The organism is Streptomyces sp. SPB074, assembly GCF_000154905.1.
GTDB lineage: Bacteria > Actinomycetota > Actinomycetes > Streptomycetales > Streptomycetaceae > Streptomyces.
Genome location: NZ_GG770539.1, coordinates 578,880 through 596,466, shown reverse-complemented (window position 1 = coordinate 596,466; position 17,587 = coordinate 578,880). Strand labels below are relative to the sequence as shown.

The 17,587-nt window shown below is 71.5% G+C and carries 13 protein-coding genes, 1 tRNA gene and 3 pseudogenes; 8 read left to right on the top strand and 9 right to left on the bottom strand.

Annotated elements, in window-relative coordinates:
• Nucleotides 1-163: 163 nt before the first annotated feature.
• The 3 genes and pseudogenes from SSBG_RS02425 to SSBG_RS35605 all read right to left on the bottom strand — a co-directional run.
• Nucleotides 164-1,414 carry a ThuA domain-containing protein gene (locus SSBG_RS02425; RefSeq protein WP_037868753.1) on the bottom strand — a complete coding sequence of 417 codons (1,251 nt, stop codon included), beginning with the start codon at nt 1,412-1,414 and terminating at the stop codon, nt 164-166.
• A 284-nt stretch (nt 1,415-1,698) separates the two neighbouring features.
• Nucleotides 1,699-1,995 (bottom strand): discoidin domain-containing protein, encoded by a 297-nt coding sequence (locus SSBG_RS34125; RefSeq protein ID WP_234010318.1) that lies wholly within the window; start codon nt 1,993-1,995, stop codon nt 1,699-1,701.
• Nucleotides 1,996-2,174: 179 nt separating this feature from the next.
• Nucleotides 2,175-5,018 (bottom strand): annotated as a pseudogene (locus SSBG_RS35605) (glycosyl hydrolase family 95 catalytic domain-containing protein); the annotation flags it as partial.
• Between the two features lie 259 nt (nt 5,019-5,277).
• Between SSBG_RS35605 and SSBG_RS02415 the strand changes: the two are divergent.
• The 3 genes from SSBG_RS02415 to SSBG_RS02405 all read left to right on the top strand — a co-directional run bounded on the left by SSBG_RS02415 (nt 5,278) and on the right by SSBG_RS02405 (nt 7,161).
• Nucleotides 5,278-5,351: transfer RNA gene (locus SSBG_RS02415), tRNA-Pro, on the top strand.
• A 227-nt stretch (nt 5,352-5,578) separates the two neighbouring features.
• A complete protein-coding gene (locus SSBG_RS02410) occupies nt 5,579-6,655 on the top strand; it encodes a MerR family transcriptional regulator (protein ID WP_008744645.1) in 1,077 nt (358 codons plus the stop codon).
• The gene (locus SSBG_RS02405; protein WP_008744644.1) at nt 6,652-7,161 is read left to right on the top strand and encodes a hypothetical protein; all 510 of its coding nucleotides are present in this window, start codon (nt 6,652-6,654) and stop codon (nt 7,159-7,161) included. Before SSBG_RS02410 ends, SSBG_RS02405 begins: the two co-directional genes overlap by 4 nt.
• Nucleotides 7,162-7,205: 44 nt before the next feature.
• Here the strand turns inward: SSBG_RS02405 and SSBG_RS02400 are convergent.
• Nucleotides 7,206-8,035 (bottom strand): annotated as a pseudogene (locus SSBG_RS02400) (NAD(P)H-binding protein).
• A gap of 134 nt (nt 8,036-8,169) precedes the next feature.
• Between SSBG_RS02400 and SSBG_RS02395 the strand changes: the two are divergent.
• A complete protein-coding gene (locus SSBG_RS02395) occupies nt 8,170-8,586 on the top strand; it encodes a winged helix-turn-helix transcriptional regulator (RefSeq protein WP_008744642.1) in 417 nt (138 codons plus the stop codon).
• 23 nt (nt 8,587-8,609) lie between these two features.
• On the opposite strand, the gene SSBG_RS30570 is transcribed toward SSBG_RS02395, so the two are convergent.
• Nucleotides 8,610-8,819 (bottom strand): substrate-binding domain-containing protein, encoded by a 210-nt coding sequence (locus SSBG_RS30570; RefSeq protein ID WP_234010313.1) that lies wholly within the window; start codon nt 8,817-8,819, stop codon nt 8,610-8,612.
• Between SSBG_RS30570 and SSBG_RS02390 the strand changes: the two genes are divergently transcribed.
• The 3 genes from SSBG_RS02390 (at nt 8,818) to SSBG_RS02380 (ending at nt 11,864) form a co-directional block, all read left to right on the top strand.
• Nucleotides 8,818-9,978 carry a hypothetical protein gene (locus SSBG_RS02390; protein WP_086023031.1) on the top strand — a complete coding sequence of 387 codons (1,161 nt, stop codon included), beginning with the start codon at nt 8,818-8,820 and terminating at the stop codon, nt 9,976-9,978. The two genes, SSBG_RS30570 and SSBG_RS02390, sit on opposite strands and share 2 nt — an antisense overlap.
• Nucleotides 9,878-11,254, top strand: coding sequence for a right-handed parallel beta-helix repeat-containing protein (locus tag SSBG_RS35600; RefSeq protein ID WP_324603486.1), 1,377 nt, complete (start codon nt 9,878-9,880; stop codon nt 11,252-11,254). Before SSBG_RS02390 ends, SSBG_RS35600 begins: the two co-directional genes overlap by 101 nt.
• Before the next feature lie 139 nt (nt 11,255-11,393).
• Nucleotides 11,394-11,864, top strand: a complete 471-nt coding sequence (locus tag SSBG_RS02380) for an Rrf2 family transcriptional regulator (protein ID WP_008744640.1) — start codon at nt 11,394-11,396, stop codon at nt 11,862-11,864.
• A gap of 27 nt (nt 11,865-11,891) precedes the next feature.
• Here SSBG_RS02380 and SSBG_RS02375 read toward each other — a convergent pair whose 3' ends face one another.
• Both SSBG_RS02375 and SSBG_RS02370 read right to left on the bottom strand, forming a co-directional pair.
• A complete protein-coding gene (locus SSBG_RS02375) occupies nt 11,892-12,827 on the bottom strand; it encodes a transposase family protein (protein WP_008744639.1) in 936 nt (311 codons plus the stop codon).
• A gap of 237 nt (nt 12,828-13,064) precedes the next feature.
• Nucleotides 13,065-14,668 (bottom strand): annotated as a pseudogene (locus SSBG_RS02370) (CocE/NonD family hydrolase).
• A 181-nt stretch (nt 14,669-14,849) separates the two neighbouring features.
• On the opposite strand from SSBG_RS02370, the gene SSBG_RS02365 reads away from it, so the two are divergent.
• Complete coding sequence (locus SSBG_RS02365; protein ID WP_008744637.1) at nt 14,850-15,566, top strand: TetR/AcrR family transcriptional regulator; 717 nt, start codon at nt 14,850-14,852, stop codon at nt 15,564-15,566.
• Between the two features lie 669 nt (nt 15,567-16,235).
• Here the strand turns inward: SSBG_RS02365 and SSBG_RS02360 are convergent.
• Nucleotides 16,236-16,637 carry a VOC family protein gene (locus SSBG_RS02360; RefSeq protein ID WP_008744636.1) on the bottom strand — a complete coding sequence of 134 codons (402 nt, stop codon included), beginning with the start codon at nt 16,635-16,637 and terminating at the stop codon, nt 16,236-16,238.
• Nucleotides 16,638-16,772: 135 nt separating this feature from the next.
• Nucleotides 16,773-17,480: a hypothetical protein gene (locus SSBG_RS02355; RefSeq protein WP_008744635.1), complete on the bottom strand. Its 708-nt coding sequence runs from the start codon at nt 17,478-17,480 to the stop codon at nt 16,773-16,775.
• Between the last annotated feature and the right edge of the window lie 107 nt (nt 17,481-17,587).

Sequence of the window (17,587 nt, the reverse complement as noted above, 5' to 3'; positions counted from 1 at the left end):
CCGCGAGGGGGCAACTGTACGCGCGGCCACCACGCGCGGCCCCACTTCCGCACACCACGCGCCCGCGCCACGCCCCCGGCACGCCCGCGCCCCCCCGGCCGGTGACCGGGGGGGGGCGCGTGCCGTTGTGGTGACCGCCTCGGGGCGGGACCTCGCGGCCGGGTCAGTTCGGCAGCGTCCACTTCTGGTTGGCGGCGCCCGAGCAGGTCCACAGCTGGAGACGGGTGCCGTTGGCCGTGCTCTTGTTGGTCGCGTCCAGGCACTTGCCCGACTGCGGGTTCACCAGCGAGCCGTTCGCGCCGGGGCGCCACACCTGCGAGCCGGTGCCGTTGCAGTCGTAGAGCTGGACGGTCGTCCCGTTGGCCGTCCCGGCCGCCGTCACGTCGAGGCACTTGCCGAGCGCGCGCAGCGAGCCGTCGGCGGCGACCTGCCACGTCTGGGCGCCGGTGCCGTTGCAGTCGTAGAGCTGCACCGCGGTGCCGTTGGCGCTCGACGCGCCCGCGATGTCCACGCACTTGCCGCCGTTGCCGACGATCGCGCCGGAGGGGTTGCCGCCCGGCGGGTTCGAGGGGCCCGAGGCCCCGCCGAGCCAGCGCAGGCCCTGGAGCAGCAGCTTGTTCTGCTGGGCGCTCGCGAAGGTGGAGGACAGGCCGGTGTTGGTGCTGTAGTTCATCGCGTTGTGGCCGAAATTGTTGTAGATCATGCGGTAGTTGCGGTTGGTCCACGAGATCGGGTAGTACCCGCTGTACCAGGTCTGGTTGGGGTCGGTGCCGATCGGGAAGGTGGACTGGTCCATCGAGGCGAGGACGTCGATCGCCGGGTTCTGCCGCAGGTCGTTCTGCCAGCTGTACCACTCGCTCACCGACGAGGTGATGGTCGAGGGGAGCCCGGCGGTGGACGCGTGCGAGGCGTCCTCGATCCGCAGCGTCTCCTGGGTCGGGCCCCAGGTGTTGCTGCGGAAGGCGCCGGTGCCGAGGAAGGTGTTGTGGTACCAGGGCCAGTCGGCCGGGTTCGTGTTGAACGCCGAGACGTGGAAACCCATCCAGCCCCCGCCGTTGTCCATGAAAGTCTTGAACGCGGCCTGCTGCGAGGCGGTGTGCGGGTAGTTGTCGAGGAAGAGCACCACCTGGTACTTGGCCAGGTTGGCGGTGTTGAGCTGCCCCCAGTCGGAGGTCGAGGTGTAGGTGAAGCCGTTCGCCGCGCCCTGCTGGGGGAACCAGGCGTTCGCTTCGTGCACGAAGTTGATGTGCGCCGCGTCGTAGGTGCCGTCGTAGAGGGCGAGCACCTTGAAGGGCTCAGCGGCGCGCGCGTCGTGGGCGGCGGGGAGGGCCTGGGCGCCGAGGACCAGCGCGAACAGGGCGAGCAGCCGGAGCAGCGCGCGTCTGGGGAACGCGGCCGTGCGGGTGAGGAACATGGGGGAAGTACTCCCTGGGCAGGGCGAGTTGGGGGCGGAACCTCGCACCAGGATTCAAAGGTTGAAGTCGTGCTCACGTCAATATGCGCGGAGGTATTAGTCCGGACCAATGTGGGCGGGTATCGCCCCGCGCGCCGCCCGCCGTGCCGCCGCCCGACGCGCGCCGCCCCGTCCCCCCCGTCGCGCGCCGCCCCGCCTCCCGGCGCGCGGCGGGGCGCCCCGGACCTGCCTGCCCGGGACGCCCCGCCGCTCTCGCTTCCGGTCACCGCCGGTGACCGGCCGGCTCAGCCGTAGACCCGCAACTCGTAGAGCGAGTAACCCCACTGGCCGGATTTCTCGGTGCCCTGCATCCGTACGTAGCGCGCGGAGCCGCTCACCGGGATCGTCTCGGTACCGCCCTTGCCATCGACCCGCGTGAACAGGTCGCGCCAGGTGCGCCCGTCCGTCGAGCCCTGGAGCTTGTACCCCTTGGTGTACGAGTCCTCCCAGGCGAGCTGCACCTCGCTGAGCGTGTGCGTCGCGCCGAGGTCCACCTGGAGCCAGCTGTCGGCGGCCTGGCCCGCGCTCCAGCGGGTGCCCATGTCGCCGTCCACGGCCTTGGCGGTGCCCTGGTCGCTGTTGGACTCCGAGGAGGCCGTCGCGGTCTTCCCCTGTGCCAGGTTCTGCCGCGCGGCGGCCATCGTGAGAGCTCGACGGTGACCTTCTTGCCCTTCTTGAGTGCGAGGACGCGGGCCGTGTCCCCGAGCGGTGAGGTGCGGATCGTGACGCCGTCGCCGCTGATCGCCCGGATGCCCGCGCGCTGGATCAGCGTGAGGTCCTGGTCGATGCCGGAGGTGAGCGTGACCTTCGCCGTGTGCGCGTCCGTGTCCCAGCTCAGGTCGTCGATCGTGAAGCGGCCCTTGCCGAGCATCCCCTTCACCGAGCCCTTGGCGAGCCCCTCGGGCAGCGCGGGCAGTACTTCCAGGGTCCCGGGCCGGGTGGCGGCCACCATCTCCATCATCACGGAGGGAACCGAGTTCACGACGTCCGTGGCGAAGGTGTTGTGGTTGTTGTAGTGCGAGGTGGCCATGCTGCTGTAGTAGTAGTCGTCCTTCGCGAAGCGCAGGAGTTTCGCGCCCACGGAGCCGGCCTGGCCGAGGTCGGCCGCGACGAGGGCGCCGTGGAGCAGGCCGTGGCCCGCGTTCTCGTAGCTGCCGCCGTCCTTCTTCGCGAGGAAGACCCGCGCCGCGTCGTAGAGCGGCTTGTCCGTCTCCGGCGTGATCTCGCGGTAGGGCCACACCGGCATGAGGCCGCTGGAGTGGCGGTGCTGGTAGTTGTTCTTGTTCGCGAGATCGGGCCAGGCCCACTCGGCGAGCGCGCCGTCGTCGTTGACGAGGTACGGCGGCAGGTTGTCCAGCTTCTCCTGCCACATCGCGATCTTGCCGGCGTCGCGGCCGAGCGTCTTCGCCGTCTGGATCAGCGTGGAGAGCGCGAAGCGGGCGCCGGAGATGTCGTAGACGGAGTTGACCGAGAGCGGCACTCCGCCCGGCGGGGTGTTCTCGGGCGAGATGGAGCCCGCGAAGACGTACTTGCCCCGCGCGTCCTTCTTGGTGAGGAAGTCCTCGTAGAAGTCGTTCATGTCGCGGATGAGGGGGTAGTACTGGTCGGCGAGGAAGGTGGTGTCCCCGGTGACCTGGTAGTACTCCCGGAACGGCTGGAGCAGCCAGGACTCGCCGCCCGTGACGTACTGGTAGGGGTAGTCGAAGTTGATGTTGGAGATCAGCCCCTCGCCGTTGGGGGTGTTCCCGCCGGTGAGCATCCCCCGGGTGCCCAGCAGCTTCTTCGCGTTGGTCCGGAAGTCCTTCTGCCACTGCCGGTTGAGCGCGAAGTAGCCGGCCATCGCCTCCGGCATGTTGCCGACGTTGCCGCCGGAGAGCTGGAGGTTGAGGTTGGCGTCGAGGTGGTAGTAGCCGTCCCAGCCGACGTCGCTGTCACCGGTCCAGTTGCCGAGCAGGTCGGGAGCGGCGGTCGCGTTGCTGGAGCCGAGCAGGTGGTAGCGGCCGGCCGCGAACATCCGCTCGTACAGGGCCGGTACGGGGGTGGAGCGGGTCTTCTGCTCGGCGAGGAGCTGCTCGGTGGACTTGGCGCGGTCCGCCTCGCTCGCGCCGAAGTCGGCGGAGACGCGGCCGAAGATCTTGCTGTGCTCGGCGCTGTTGCGGGCGAGGAGGGTCGCGTAACTGTCGTTGATGCCGGACAGCTTCTGCTGGAGGAGCTGCTTGTCCCACTCCTGCTCGGCCGGGACCCCGCCCTCGTACGTGCCGTCGTAGCGCTGCGTGAGCGACAGGAGTGTCACGTAACTCGCCCCGGTCACCCGCACCTTGTCGCCGGTAACGGTCTTCTGCCCGTCGGTGACGATCCGGGTGACGCCCTCGTAGCCCGCGTTGTAGCTGCCGGCCGGATACTTGGCGCGCAGGTTGAGGAAGTCGGCGCTGGTGTTGCTGGTGTACGTGACGCCCTTGGTCAGCAGGTGCATCCCGGGGTCGATCGAGAGGCCGAGCGTGACGTCGAGCTTCTGCCCGGCGGGGGCGGGAAGCTGCTGGACGGTGACGCCGTCGGTGCGTGAGACGAAGGAGTCGCGTTCCCACTTCCCCTTGTCGTCCGTCCAGTTCACCTTGACCACGCCGTTGGAGTAGTCCGTGGAGCGGACGTAGTCGCGGACGGGGCCGCTCTCCGGAAGCTGGAGACTCATCTTGTAGCCGGGGTGCTTGCTGCCCTCGCCGCCGCCCTGGTAGCCCTGCACGTCGGCGGCGAGCTGGTTGGCGCCCCGGTAGTCGCCCGCGATGAGGCCGTCGCGGATGCGGTTCAGATCGCCGGTGCCGACGGTGTTGAAGGTGCGGTGCGGGCGGGCCTCGGTGCGGGCCATGAAGAAGTCTTTGTCGTCGAAGACGACGGTCTCGTTCCGGGGGTCGCCGAAGACGATGACGCCCTGTTTGCCGTTCCCGGCGAGCAGCCCGTTCTGCCAGTCGCCGTACGACGTGGGGTACGTGGTCGAGGGGGCGACGACGGGCGAGCCGGCGGCGACCGGGGCCGGCCCCTGGGCCGGGCCGCCGAGGACCCGCAGCTCCTTGACCGAGTAGCCGTACGACGTCCCGGGGGTGATGCCCTGCACCCGCACGTGGTGCGCGTCCCTGCCGAGGTGCACGTCCGTGGTGCCTCCCTTGCCGCTGGTCGTGGACCAGGCGTCCGTCCAGTGCGTGCCGTCCGGGGAGACCTGGACGCGGTACGCCTTGGCGTAGGCGGCCTCCCAGACGATCTCCACCGTATCGACGCGGTGGGTGGCGCCGAGATCGACGGAGAGCCAGGCGTCCGGGTTCCCGCTGTGGTCGCTCGACCAGCGGGTCCCCTCGTCGCCGTCGATGGCCTTGGCGGCGGTGCGGGAGCCGTCCTGGTAGGAGGCGGTGGCCGTCGCGCCGGGGCCGAGCGCCAGGTTCACCGCCTCCTCGTCCGGTGGGGCGGCGCCCGCGTCGAGGCCGGTGGCGAGCACCAGGGCGAGGGGGAGGAGTGCGCCGAGCAGTCGCCTGGTGACGGCGCGGCCCGTGCGGGATCTTCTGGAGCGCGGTCTCATGCGGGAGCCCTCTCAGAGGGAGCGGCTCAGTTTCATTATTAATCTATTGAACTGCGGGAGGTGACCTTCCCGAAACAGTTCCGTGGCGGCCCGAGCACCGTAGCGAGGCGCCGCGTCCCGCATCAAGAGGTCGGACCATACCGATTGCACGGGCCGCCCCCGGCACCCCGCCGTCCGGGCGCGGCCTCCCTGTCACACGACCCCCTGGACGTGCGGTAATGTACTTCTCGCACGGCACGGGGAACCCCTCGGTCGGCATCGGGACGTGGCGCAGCTTGGTAGCGCACTTGACTGGGGGTCAAGGGGTCGCAGGTTCAAATCCTGTCGTCCCGACTGGAGACAGTCGCAGCTCAGGGCCGGTATCGGAGAAATCCGACACCGGCCCTGAGGCGTTTGCGGGGGACCGGCCGGGGACCAGCACGGGCTGCTTGTGCACCGGAGCGAGCCGTGCGTTCCGCGCGGTGCCCTCGCGCCCCCGCCCCCCGGTGACCGCCGCACCGCGTTGTTGACCTTCGAGTGGGCTGAAGCCCGATGATGGCGCGGTGCCGCCTTCCCAGTTGATGCCGATCGGGGTCTTCGCCCGGCGCAGCGGGCTGACCTCCAGCGCGTTGCGCTTCTACGCCGACTCCGGGCTCCTGCCCCCCGCCCGAGTGGACCCGGTCACGGGCTACCGCTCCTATGCCGCCGCGCAGCTGACGCGGGCCACCCTGCTGCGTCAGCTCCGTGAGATCGCCATGCCCCTCGCCGCGGCCGAGGCGGCACTCGACGCCGGGACCGAGGAGGCGACACGGCTCCTGGACGAGCATGTCGCCCAGGTGGCCGGGGACGCGGCCGCGGTGCTGCGGAAGGCGCGTGTCATCAGGCGCGCCCTCGGTGCCGACGCGCCTGGCCTGCCGATCGCCACGCTCAAGGGACCCGTCCTGGCGGACGCGGTCGAGCAGATCCTGACCGCGACCGCGCACGAACCGGGGATGCCGGTGCTCGCGGGCCTGCGCGTCGAGGTGGGCCCCGAGGCGATCGGCCTGACGGCAACCGACCGGTACCGGCTCTCCACCCGGACCCTGGTGCCGCCGGAGCCGCCGCCCCGGGAATGGGCCGGCACGCTGGACGGGGACGACCTGCGGGCCGCGGTCACCGAGGTCCGGCGCGGCGCGCGGGTCCGCCTCGAAGCGGTGCCGCACGGGGTCCGGCTGCGTATGCCCGGGCGGGAGGACCGGCACTGCCGCCTGCTGGCCGAGGACTTCCCCGATCACCGGCTGATGCTCGGCTCCCTGGGCGAGGCCACCACCCGCGCGACGGTCCCGAAGAACCTGCTGCTGCGCGCCCTGGAGGAGCACCCCGGCGAGCACGTCGTGCTGTGCGTGGACGGGCACGGGGTGAGCGTCCGCCCGGTGGACGGCGAGCACCCCGGCGTCCCGCTCCCCGCCACCGTGACGGGCGAGCCCCTCCGGGTCCGGTTCGCGATGACGACGCTCCATCCCGCCGTGAGCACCGCGCTCGGCCCCGACGTGATGCTCGACCTGAGGGGGGACGACCGGCCCGTCACGATCCGCTCCGCCGACCGCGGCGATCTCACCACCCTGGCCATGCCCGTCACGCCCGACCGCTCACCCCGACCACGACGAGGAACACCGTGAACACCACACCTGCCCGCCCCGACCCGACCATGGAAGCCATCGGCCGAGCCGTCGCCGAGGGCCGTACGGGCGGCATCGTCTCCGCCCGCCGCAAGCTCCTCGACCTGTGGTCGCGGATCGGCGTCACCGGCGACCCGCTGCACCGGTGCTCGCTCGCCCACCACCTCGCGGATCTCCACGAAGATCCCGCCCAGGCCCTCGCCTGGGACGTCCGGGCCCTGGACGCGGCCGACGCCGTGACCGAACAGCGTGTCCAGGAGCACCACGCCGGTCTGCACATCGCCGGGTTCTACCCCTCTCTCCACCTCAACCTGGCCGACGACTACCGCCGGCTCGGTTCCTTCGACGCGGCCGCCGAGCACATCAGCGCGGGAAAGGAGCACACCACCCACCTCTCCCAGGACGCGTACGGCACGTTCCTGCGCGTCGCCCTGGAGGAGGTGGCGGAGGCGATCGCGCGACGGGACACCGCCAGGCGCCCCTCCGCCCCGGGCCCCACCGCCTGACGCGCCGGCCCGCCTCGCGAAGCCGCCCGCCGCGGGCGGGCGAGCTACGTGAAGGCGGGCAGGTTGCGGGTGACCCAGTCCCGGAACGGGCGGGCCGGGCGGCCCAGGACGGCGCGCACGTCCGGGCCGACCCGCCGCTCCGAGGGGAGGGGGGAGCCGAGGGCGTCGAGAGTGCCGCCGATGACGTCCTCCGGCATGAACCGGGCCATGGCCGCGTGCGCGTCCTCGCGGGACAGCTCCACGAAGGCCACGTCCTCGCCCAGCACTTCGGAGATCGTCGCCGCCTGCCGGCGCGGGCGGTCAGGACGTACGTCCGCCCCGCGTGGCCGTCCTCGCGCAGCGCGGCCGCCGCGACGTCCGCGATGTCCGCCGGGTCGATCACGGGCAGCGCCACGTCGGCGAAGGGCGCGAAGACCGTACGGTCCGCGCGCACCGACGCGGACCACGCGAGGGCGTTGGAGGCGAAGCCGCTCGGGCGCAGGACCGTGTGGTCCAGGCCGGAGGCGCGTACGGCGGCCTCGAACTCGCGCAGCCGGTCGTGCGAGGGGTTGTCCGCGCGCGTGCCGGAGAGTTGCGAGGAGACGAGGACGACGCGCTTCACCCCGGCGCGCGCGGCGCGGTCCAGGAGGTGCGTCGCCGGCTCGCCGGGGCCGTTGAGCGCACCGGCCAGGAGGAGGAAGAGCGCGTCGGCGCCTTCGAGCACCGGCGCGAGACTCGCGAGGTCTCCGGGATCGGCCCGGGCGGTGCGGACACCCTCGGGGAGCCCGGCGGGCCGCGCGCTGCGTGACACGGCCACGACATCCTCGCCCGCCCGGGCGAGCGCGGCGAGCAGCGGGCGGCCGACGTTCCCCGTGGCTCCGGTGGCAACGATGATGAACAGCTCCCTGGACGAAGGGGGTTGGGTGTGGGGCGGGGCGGTACGGCACTCTCCGCCGCCACGTCCGGGAAGCTAGCATCCGGGGGATAGCAGGTACCCAGAGGAAACCGGCTTCCCGGAAGGTGAGCGATGTGAGGAGTCAGCCGGACACGCCCGGAGCCCCAACCGGGGGAACGGCGCCCGTCGGCGCGGAGCGGGCATGTCCGATCGCCCCCGTGGTCGATATCGTCTTCAGCCGCTGGACCACACCGATCCTGTGGACGCTGCACACGTACGGCGTCCAGCGCTTCGTCGAACTCCACCGCAACATCGGGGGCATCACGCCCAAGGTGCTGACGCAGCGACTGCGGCAGCTCGAACGGGACGGACTGGTGACCCGCACGTATCACCCGGAGGTGCCGCCCCGGGTCGAGTACGGGATCACCGCGCTCGGCAGGAGCCTGGCCCCGCTCTTCGCCTCGCTCGCGCAGTGGGCGGGCGAGCACCTTCCCGCCGTGGAACGGGCGAGGGAAGCGTTCGACACGGCGGGGGAGACCACGGGCCGCTGACCGCGGCGTCCCCCTCCCGCCGCCTACCGCCCGCGCCGCGGCGGCCCCGTGCTGCCGCGGCGCTTGAGCTGCGGGGCCAGCAGGGTCGAGACGGGCTGCTCCTCGCCGCCGATGAGCCCGGCGAGGCGTTCGAAGGCGAGCCGGCCCAGTTTGCGCGAGGGCAGGGCCACGTCGGAGACCGGCGGCACGAGGTGTTCCGCCTGGTCGTCGGGGCAGATCGCCAGGACCGACATGTCCCCGGGCATGTACAAGGCCGAGCAGATCGTCTCCTGGATGACCACGGCCAAGACCCCGGACGGCCAGGGCGGCACCAACCACGAACTGCGCAGCAGCGGCGGCGCCCCCGCCAACGCGCCCTTCCACGGCTACGACGTCGTCTACAGCCACGACGCCCCCGACATCGCCGCCCAGTACATCCGCGAGGGCGACTTCGACCTCGCCAAGAAGGCCCTCACCTCCAAGATCTACCTGGACCGCAGCTCGGTCCCCGACCACCACCCCTACCTCGACGCCCCCTCCAAGTTCCTCTACCCGTACGCCCTCTACCTGCGCTACACCGGCGACCAGAGCATCTTCACCCCGGCGCTCAAGGCGAAGATCAAGGCCACCGCGCACCTCGTCCAGGAACTGCGGGTCAGCGAGCCCGGCTCGCCCTACGACGGTCTCATCAAGCAGTCGGCGACCTTCGACAACAGCCCCAGCCACCTCGCCGTGGACAACATGGCCGCGCTCTACGGGCTCACCGCCTACGCCGACCTGGCCGCCTCCTGGTCCGCCTCCGACAGCTCCTGGCAGACGGAGAAGAGCTGGGCGCTCGGCCAGGCGGACTCCGTGGGCACCGCCCTCGACCGCGCCCTGACCGCCCGCATGGACGCCACCAAGAGCGGCGGCTACAACGCCTGCCTCGACGCCTGCCCGCTTTTCGGCAACGGCAACTACCAGGGCAACTGGCTCGGCACCACCTTCATGATGAGTTCCCTGCCCTGGGACGGCCGCCTCGCCGGGGTGAAGGACCAGGGGGTCTGGAAGGACAAGCTGGACGCCTCCGTGCGCCTCGCCTTCACCAAGCGCGCCCAGACCGCGGCCGCCGTCCCCGCGCACAGCTGGGGCGCCTGGACCAACGGCGCCAACGGCTACGGCACCGTCTGCAACGACGGCGCCGGCAGCCAGCTCCTCGCCTCCGACGACCCCGAGCTGCGCACCGAGGCCGCCGCCGGCCTGCGCTGGCTGTTCGGCGACCAGACCGCGCCCATGCAGTGGGGGAGAGCTTCTCCTCCGGTGGCGGCGGGACGTGGAACAAGAACCTCGCCGACCTGGAGGCGTGGGGACTCAGCACCAACCGCAAGGCGCTCCTGGAGGCCAGCGTCTCCGTCCCGAACGGCGGCGGCGTGATCATCGGGCGCGGGGTGCCCACGAGCTGGCTCACCTCCGGCAAGCCGGTGAGCTGGACGAACGTCCCCGTGCACGGCGGCAAGCGCATCGGCTTCACCCTCACCCGCGACGGCGACAAGGTCAGCCTCTCGGTCACCGGCGATCCCGGCGGGCCCGTCGCGCTCTCCCTGCCCGCCTTCGTGAACGACATCGTCTCCACCACCGCGGGGACCGCGGACAACACCTCGGGGACCGTGACGCTTCCCGCGGGCACCTCCAAGGTCACCGTCACGGTCGGCGACCTGGAAGCCTCCCGGATCACCGGCGCGCAGTCCACCGCCGGTCACTACGCCTTCGGCAGGCCCACCGACCAGGTACGCCGCTACCAGACCTTCACGGCCGGCGAGAACACCCGCCTCGACGGCGTCCTCAGCGACATCCAGATCGACAGCAACGCCGTGTACCGCGACATCGGCGGGCCCGGCGGTGCCGACTACGGCATCGCCACGCACGGCTCCCAGGGCTGCTCGTGGAACGGGTCTGGGCCCGGCACACGGACGCCAACTGGCTCTCGGGGACCGGCGGTACGGTCCGGGACAGCCGCACCTCCGACTCCTACGGCGACGGCTTCAACATCAACAACGGAGGCAAGCCCGACCCGGAGGGCCGCAGCGACCGTATCACCGTGCGGAACAACTTCGCCCGCAACACCGGGGACGACTCCTTCGCGGTCTACTCCGACGCGGGCGTGAACGGCGACAACGGCCAGCTCACCGGCGCCAAGGTGCTCAACAACACAGCGATCGCGCCCTGGTGGGCCAACGGCCTGCGGATCGCCGGTGGCAAGGACATCGAGTTCAAGAACAACCTGGTGCAGAGCGTGTCCTCCAACAGCGCCATGGAGGTGGGCGTCTTCGGCGACTCGGGCCACCCGCTGGAGTCCGCCGTGGTCAGCGGCAATGTCCTGATCGGCGGCTCCGGGTGGAACGGGACGCGGCACGGGGTCCAGGTCACCTCGCCGGGCCCCGACTCCCGGTTCCCCGGCGCGTACACCAACGTCACCATGACGGGGAACACCCTGCGCGGTTCGCTGCGGGCCGGCCTCTTCGTCGGCGAGAGCCACGTGAACATGACGTTCACGGACAACGTCATCGACGGCCCGGCGAAGCAGGGCATCTGGATCGGCCGGGGTGCCGTCGGCACGGGCAAGCCGGCCCGCAACACCGTGCGGAACCTGTTCCCCGGCCAGGCGGAACTCCAGAACGACGCGCAGGACACCTTCAAGGTGACGCAGTAGCCCAGTAGCCCAGTAGCCCAGTAGCCCAGTAGCCCAGTAGCCCAGTAGCCCAGTAGGTGCCGCAGGCGGCGGGCCGGCCGCGGCTTGCCCCGCTGCCGTGGATGTATCTATATTGGTTACGACGAACGGAGGTGAGGCGGTGGCCGGGAACAGCAAGCTGGCCGTGGCGGCGCACGCGCTGGTGTGGATCGAACTGCACTGCCGCGCGGGCCACGAGGTGGCCACCTCCGAGCAGATCGCGGGCAGCGTGAACACCAATCCCGTGGTCATCCGCCGCCTCCTCGGCCGGATGCGGGAGGCGGGGCTGGTGTGCTCCCGGCGCGGCAGCGACGCCGGGTGGCGGCTCCTGCGGCCGCTGGAGTCGATGACGCTGCGGGACGTCTACGAGGCCATCGAGCCGTCCCCGCTCTTCGAGCTGCACCGAGCCGAGCCCAACCCGGAGTGCCCGGTCGGCTGCGGCATCAAGCCGGCCATGCGGACCGTGTACGACCGCGCCGAGGAGGCGGTCCGCGCCGAACTGGGGCGGGTCACCCTGGACGAGGTCCTGCGCGACGTCCTCGCCGTACGGGGCCCGGCGGGGGCTTACGAACTGGTGAGTGATTGCGGTTGAGGCGTGTTTGCCTGATCAGGGGCGTGGTTACGCGTTGGCGGTTCGGTCGGAGACGAGGCCGGCGATGGCCCGGTAGGTGTCGGGCAGGGCCTCTCGCCGGTGCGTCCAGCGGGTCAGCTGTTTCCAGCGTTTGTGGTCGGCAAGCGCGTGCTCGACGGTGATGCGCTTCGATGAGTGTCGGTGCCGGGCCTCTTCTCTGGCGGCGTGCACGTGCGGCAAAGCGATCTTGTTTGGTTTTCTGGGCGGTGTGATCGCCTGGCCGGGGTGATCACGCCGGAGACCGAGGTAGCCGTCGTCCAGAAGCACTTCCACGTCCGGGAAGTGCTGGAAACAGGTTCCGATACCTTCGTTGCGTGTGGCGGTCGCATCGTGCATCCGGCCTGGCCGCAGGGCGTCGGTCCAGAGAGTGCGGCCCTGATGGTCGGCAACGACAGTGGCCTTCATCGTGTTCTGCTTCTTCTTGCCCGAGACGAACGCCCGGCGTCCGCCGCGGCCGGCTGCGGGCCGGCGGACCTGGATCTCGGTGGCATCCAGCCGCAGCTCGATGCCCTCGGCCTGGGCGTAGGCGAACACATCCGCCAGGGTCCGAAGCCGCAGGCCAGGACGGTCAGGGACCGCGCATCCGCGTTCGGCCAGGAGCCCGCGCATCTCTCCGACCGCGCGGGTAACGGTGGAACGGTCGACACCGGACAACAGGGCCAGGACGGAGTGCGGGAGATCGTGCCGCAGGTGAATCAGCGTGACGACCAGCCGGTCGACGAACACCAGCCGATGCCGGGCACCGGCCCCCGCCTCACGTTTCCTGGCCCCGCCGCGAGCCTCGTGACGACGCCCCTCAATCATGGCCTGCCACGGGCCAGCCAACTCCTCGACCAGGCAAGCCAGATGCTGCCGGGAGACACCGGTGAACAGCTGATGCGCGAGAACGTTCCGGTCGACCGTGATCACCACGGACTGGATCATCCCACCCTCGCGCGATCCCTCCCCAACCGCAATCACGCACCAGCTCGTTAGTGCAGCAGTAAGAAACGTTGACAGTGCCTTCCGGGGGCCCGCACTCTCTGGGGCGGCAAAGTGGTCAGGAGACACCCGTGACACCCTCACGTGCCACAACTGCCGCTGCCGCACTGCTCGCCGCGTGGCGGAGTGAGCCGGGCCGGACGGCCCGGCTCGTCGACCGTCCCCCGGAGGACTGACGAATTACGCGAGCCCAGAGCTGCTGGGAAGTACCAATGCCGAGTCCGCATGGAGCGTGATGTGCACCGGCGTGAAGGTGATGGCGTCGACCGACGACTCACCGGTGCCGGGAATGCGGGCGTAGCGCGGGTGAGCGCCGCCGCTGATCTGCCAGCGTATGCGATGGCCGATGGGGAAGCGGTGGGCAACGGAGCTCATCGGCACGGTGACTTGCGAGGGCACCTGTTCGGCCGTCCGGAGTCGGCTGAACCCGTCACCGATGTTGACGGAGCGGCCTTGCGGGTCCACGTCGCACAGGCGGGTGAAGACATCGGCGTGTCCGGTGTCCGTGGAGATGCTCAGCCGTGCGGAGACCGGGCCCAGGATGTCCATGGGCTCGGTCAGTGGTGGGCCGGTGAAGGTCAGGACGTCGTTTCGGGCCTCCAGGGTGGCGTTGTTCCGGGGACCGGCGGTGCGGGAGAGCAGGGGGCCGCCCAGGCAGGGGGTGGGGTCGGCCGGGTCGTAGCGGAACGCTGTCATGGGCGCGGAGTCCGCGGGGGCCTGCTGGGTGAGATGCCCGCCGGGGATGGGGTACCACGAGGTGGCAGCCGCGACTGGCGGCCAGTCGTCGAGGTCCCGCCATGCGTTCTCGCCGCCGATGTGCACGCGCACCGCGGTGGGGCGCAGGCCGGAGCGGTCGGCGTACAGGTGGGCGCGCAGCCACGCGAGGCTCTCGGCGAACACCTCGGGCCATCCTTGCCGCAGGGCGGAGGTGTGGGTCGAGGGACCGACGAGCAGGGCGGCCTCACACCCGGCCCGGCGTAGCCGGTCGTACTGCTCGAAGGTCTGGTCGGCCAGCGCGTCGTGCCATCCGGTGAGCAGCGCCGTGGGTACGCGCAGTCGCTCCGCCGACTCCGCCAACGACGCGCCGTGCCAGTAGGCGTCCTTGGCGTCCGGGTGTGTCATCACGTCGTCCAGCCAGGGCAGTTCGCTGTCGAAGGCCGATACGTACGCGCCACGCAGGGGCCGCGCGCTGGTGATGTCGCGCAGACGGCGCCGCAGGCGCAGCGTCGCCTTGAGGAATGGGGCCGTGCCCGGGTGCTGGTAGTTCATGCCCACGCCCACGGCGAGGGCGTTCTCCAGGCGAAGCGCACCGTCCGCGTGGAACAGGGCGTGGGGATCGTGCAACCCCACCTGCACCACCATCGCTTTCAGCTCCGGCGGTGGGTCCAGAGCGAGGGCCCATTGCGCGTAGCCCAGGTAACTGGGGCCGATGGTCCCCAGTGTTCCGTTGAACCAGGGCTGCTCGCGCAGCCAGGAAACCGCGGCCGGGCCGTCGGCGGCCTCGTTGCGCCACAGATCGAACATGCCGTCCGACCCCCCGGTGCCGCGGCAGCTCTGCAGGACCACGTGGAAGCCCTGTTCGGCGAAGAGCAGGCCGTACTGGGGTGACCACGGCAGGCCCCGGCCGTAGGGCGAGCGGACCAGGAGGGTGGGGAAGTCGCCCTGGGCGCGCGGAAAGTGTGGTCGGTGATCAGCGGGCTGCCGTCGGCGGCCGGCACCAACAGTCCCGGCTCCCAGCCGGCCTCATGCCGTTTCGCCGGCAGACCTCGCCATGTCGCCCTCATCATCCGCGAGGAAAACGGCGGTTTTCCGGCGGGTGGCACCCAGGCTGGTCTGGCTACGGCATCGGGCGTGTGTGATGGCATCGTTCCCCTCCCCTATTCGCGTACGCTGTACGAGAATAGACCATGCTTGGATGACTTTGACAAGAGTCGGCTGAACAACCCGGGGAAGGAGTGCGAGGCCGTGTCCAGCGACGGAAAGCCCGGTGCCGAAGGCGTCGACCCCGAACAGCTCTGGCTGCGTGCCGCCGAGCCCCGCAGGGGCCGCAGGCCCTCCTTCAGCCGTGAGGCGATCACCGCGGCAGCCGTCACTCTGGCGGACGCGGAAGGACTCGACGCAGTCACCATGCGGCGGGTAGCCGCCGAGGTCGGAGCGGGCGTCATGTCGCTCTACAGCTACACTCCCGACAAGGAGACGCTGCTGGAACTGATGGTCGACCACGTCAGCGGCGAGCTCACGGTCACGAACCCACCCAGCGGAGACTGGCGTGCCGATCTGAAGACCGTGGCCCGACTGCAGCGCGCCCACATGCTGCGTCACCCTTGGCTGCCCGCCACCCTGTCCCCCCGCCGCGTTCCGGGCCCCAACACACTGGCCTTCCTGGAACACGTGCTCGCCGTCCTACGGCCCACCGGGCTGGACGGTGCGGGGAAGCTGGAGGTCTTCGCCCAGATCACCGCGTTCGTGGCCGGCCACGTCGCCCATGAGATCGCGCACGCCGCGGTCTCACGATCACCGGACCGGGTCGCAGCCGAGGGACGCTACCTCGCCGCTGTCGCCGCCGACGGCTGCCATCCGGAACTCGCCGAAGCCCTTGCCGCACCCGGACGCCCCCTCGCCCCTGACGCCACCTTCGCCCGTTTCCTCAACCGCCTGATCGACGGCCTCGATACCGACTGATGCCGTGCGCTGCGCGGGCGGTGTACGGATCACAGCATGGTGGGCGAACTGCCGGCGCGAGTGACCGCCCTCCACCGTGGCCGGGTGCAGGGCGTCCACCAGTGCCTCGACATCGGCCTTGAGCCGGGCGATCTCCTCGGCGTCGGCAGCCCGTAGTTCCTTGAGGCGACGGATCCGCTTGCCACCTGGCCACCGCCGAGGTCCAGGAGACCTGCCTCAAGAGCTCGTCCGGCACCTCGCTGCCCACCCACCCCGACGCCGGGGACAGCGGGACCCCGCTGGTCAAATGGCCCTCCAGACCGCGCGGGCCCCCGTCGCGAGCCGGCCTCGCCAACCACCAGGCGATGCTGGGTGATTCCGTCTTCCACACGGCGTCCCCTCGACACGCCGCTGTGGCTCCTGCTCCTCGGCGGCCTGTCCGCGCTGCTGGGCCTCGGCGCCGCGCTGCTGCTCCAGCGGGAGCGCAGGGGGGGCGGCTTCTGCCGCGCCGCGCTCTTCCTGCCCGTCGTCTTCTCGCGCGTGGCCACGGCCCTCCTGTGGCAGTCCATGTACCAGCCGGACGGGCTGATCAACAACCTCCTCGCTCCGGCACATCACCCTTTCGCGGCCGCCGAGCCCCCGGCCGCGACCTGGCGGGCCGTCCCCGCGGCTGAGTCCCGCGCGCGGGACTCAGCCGGCGGCGACGAGTTCGATCTCGAAGCCGTCGCGGTTCTCCAGGTAGGCGGCGTACTGGTCGGGACCGCCCGCGTGGGGGTGGCGGTCGCCGAACAGGAGCGTCCAGCCGTGCGCGAGCGCCTTGTCGGTGAGCGCGTCCACGGCGGCGCGCGGACCGGCGTGGAAGGCGAGGTGGTTGAGGCCCGGGGCGAGGCGGTCGTGCCGGGGGCCGGAGAGCGCGGGGGACCGCTCGAAGACGAGGTACGTGTCGCCGAGGCGCCAGCTCCGCCCGTCCTCCCACTCCTGATGGAGCGTGTAGCCGAGCGCTTCGAGGAGCCAGGCCCAGTCCGCGACGGCGCGGGGAAGGTCGGGGACCCAGATCTCGACGTGGTGCAGGGCTCCGGGAGTCGGGGGCACGACGGGCTCCTGAGGGCGCTCGGGGACGGAGGTCACGGGCACTGTACGAGACACGTGCCCGCTCCTGCCGCCCGCCGCCGGGCCGGGGGCTCCTTTTGGCCCCCGCCCCCCGCTCCGGCCCGCGCCACGGACGCGCTACGGCCGGCGCACCTCGAAGGCCAGGTTGTGCGCGCCGGTGAACATCACGCGGGCCTCGGTCTCGTCGCCGTGGCGGGCAGCCGGGAGGATGTCCGTCTTGTTGCGGTCGATGACGTCGCCGCCGATGCGGCCGAGCGTGACCGGGACGTCGTGCGCCGGGACGCGCAGGTAGAGGTCCCAGCGGGTGTGCCCGGACACACCGGGTCTCAACGTGCGGGAGCGAGAAGACGAGGCCCGCGCCGTCCGGGCGCGCGGGGACGCTGAAGTCACCGGACTCGCCCTGGCGCGAGAACGACACGACGACCGCGCCGTCCCCGGCACCGGGAGCGCCGCCCGTACCGTCGTCGCCTCCGCGCCCACCGTGATGCGCGTGACCTCCGCGTGCGCGGCGCGCCGCCAGGCCCGTACCGCGAGGAAGCCGTCCGCCGTCGCGTACGGCAGCGCGCTCGCCGTCTCGCCGTCCGGCGCCGTCAGCGGCGCCCGCCCGACACGCCGCGCGCGCTCGGCGACCTCGCACACGAGCCGCCTGCGCCCGCGCGTCGCGCCGCGCGGCACGAGGTAGCAGTCCCAGCGGCCTTCGGCGAGCGGGTGCGTGAGCGGGTCGAGCGTGACGCGGACCTCGCCCGCGCGCCCGGCGGGCAGCGGGACGCGCACCTCGCACGCCCTTGGGGTCGCGGCGCAGCCGCGCGAGGAGGTCCAGCTCACCGCGCCCGAGGGACGCGGCGGGGAAGCGGAACACGATCTCGCCGTCGGGGCCCGAGCGGGCCGAGGCGAGCGGCCTGGTGTCCGCCGCCGGGCGCGGCGCCCGCACG

Bases quoted from the DNA above. Each gene is read 5' to 3' on its own strand.
- SSBG_RS02425 (WP_037868753.1), bottom strand. From the start codon at position 1,414: ATGTTCCTCACCCGCACGGCCGCGTTCCCCAGACGCGCGCTGCTCCGG.
- SSBG_RS34125 (WP_234010318.1), bottom strand. From the start codon at position 1,995: ATGGGCACCCGCTGGAGCGCGGGCCAGGCCGCCGACAGCTGGCTCCAG.
- SSBG_RS02410 (WP_008744645.1), top strand. From the start codon at position 5,579: ATGCCGATCGGGGTCTTCGCCCGGCGCAGCGGGCTGACCTCCAGCGCG.
- SSBG_RS02390 (WP_086023031.1), top strand. From the start codon at position 8,818: ATGTCCCCGGGCATGTACAAGGCCGAGCAGATCGTCTCCTGGATGACC.
- SSBG_RS30570 (WP_234010313.1), bottom strand. From the start codon at position 8,819: ATGTCGGTCCTGGCGATCTGCCCCGACGACCAGGCGGAACACCTCGTG.
- SSBG_RS02375 (WP_008744639.1), bottom strand. From the start codon at position 12,827: ATGATCCAGTCCGTGGTGATCACGGTCGACCGGAACGTTCTCGCGCAT.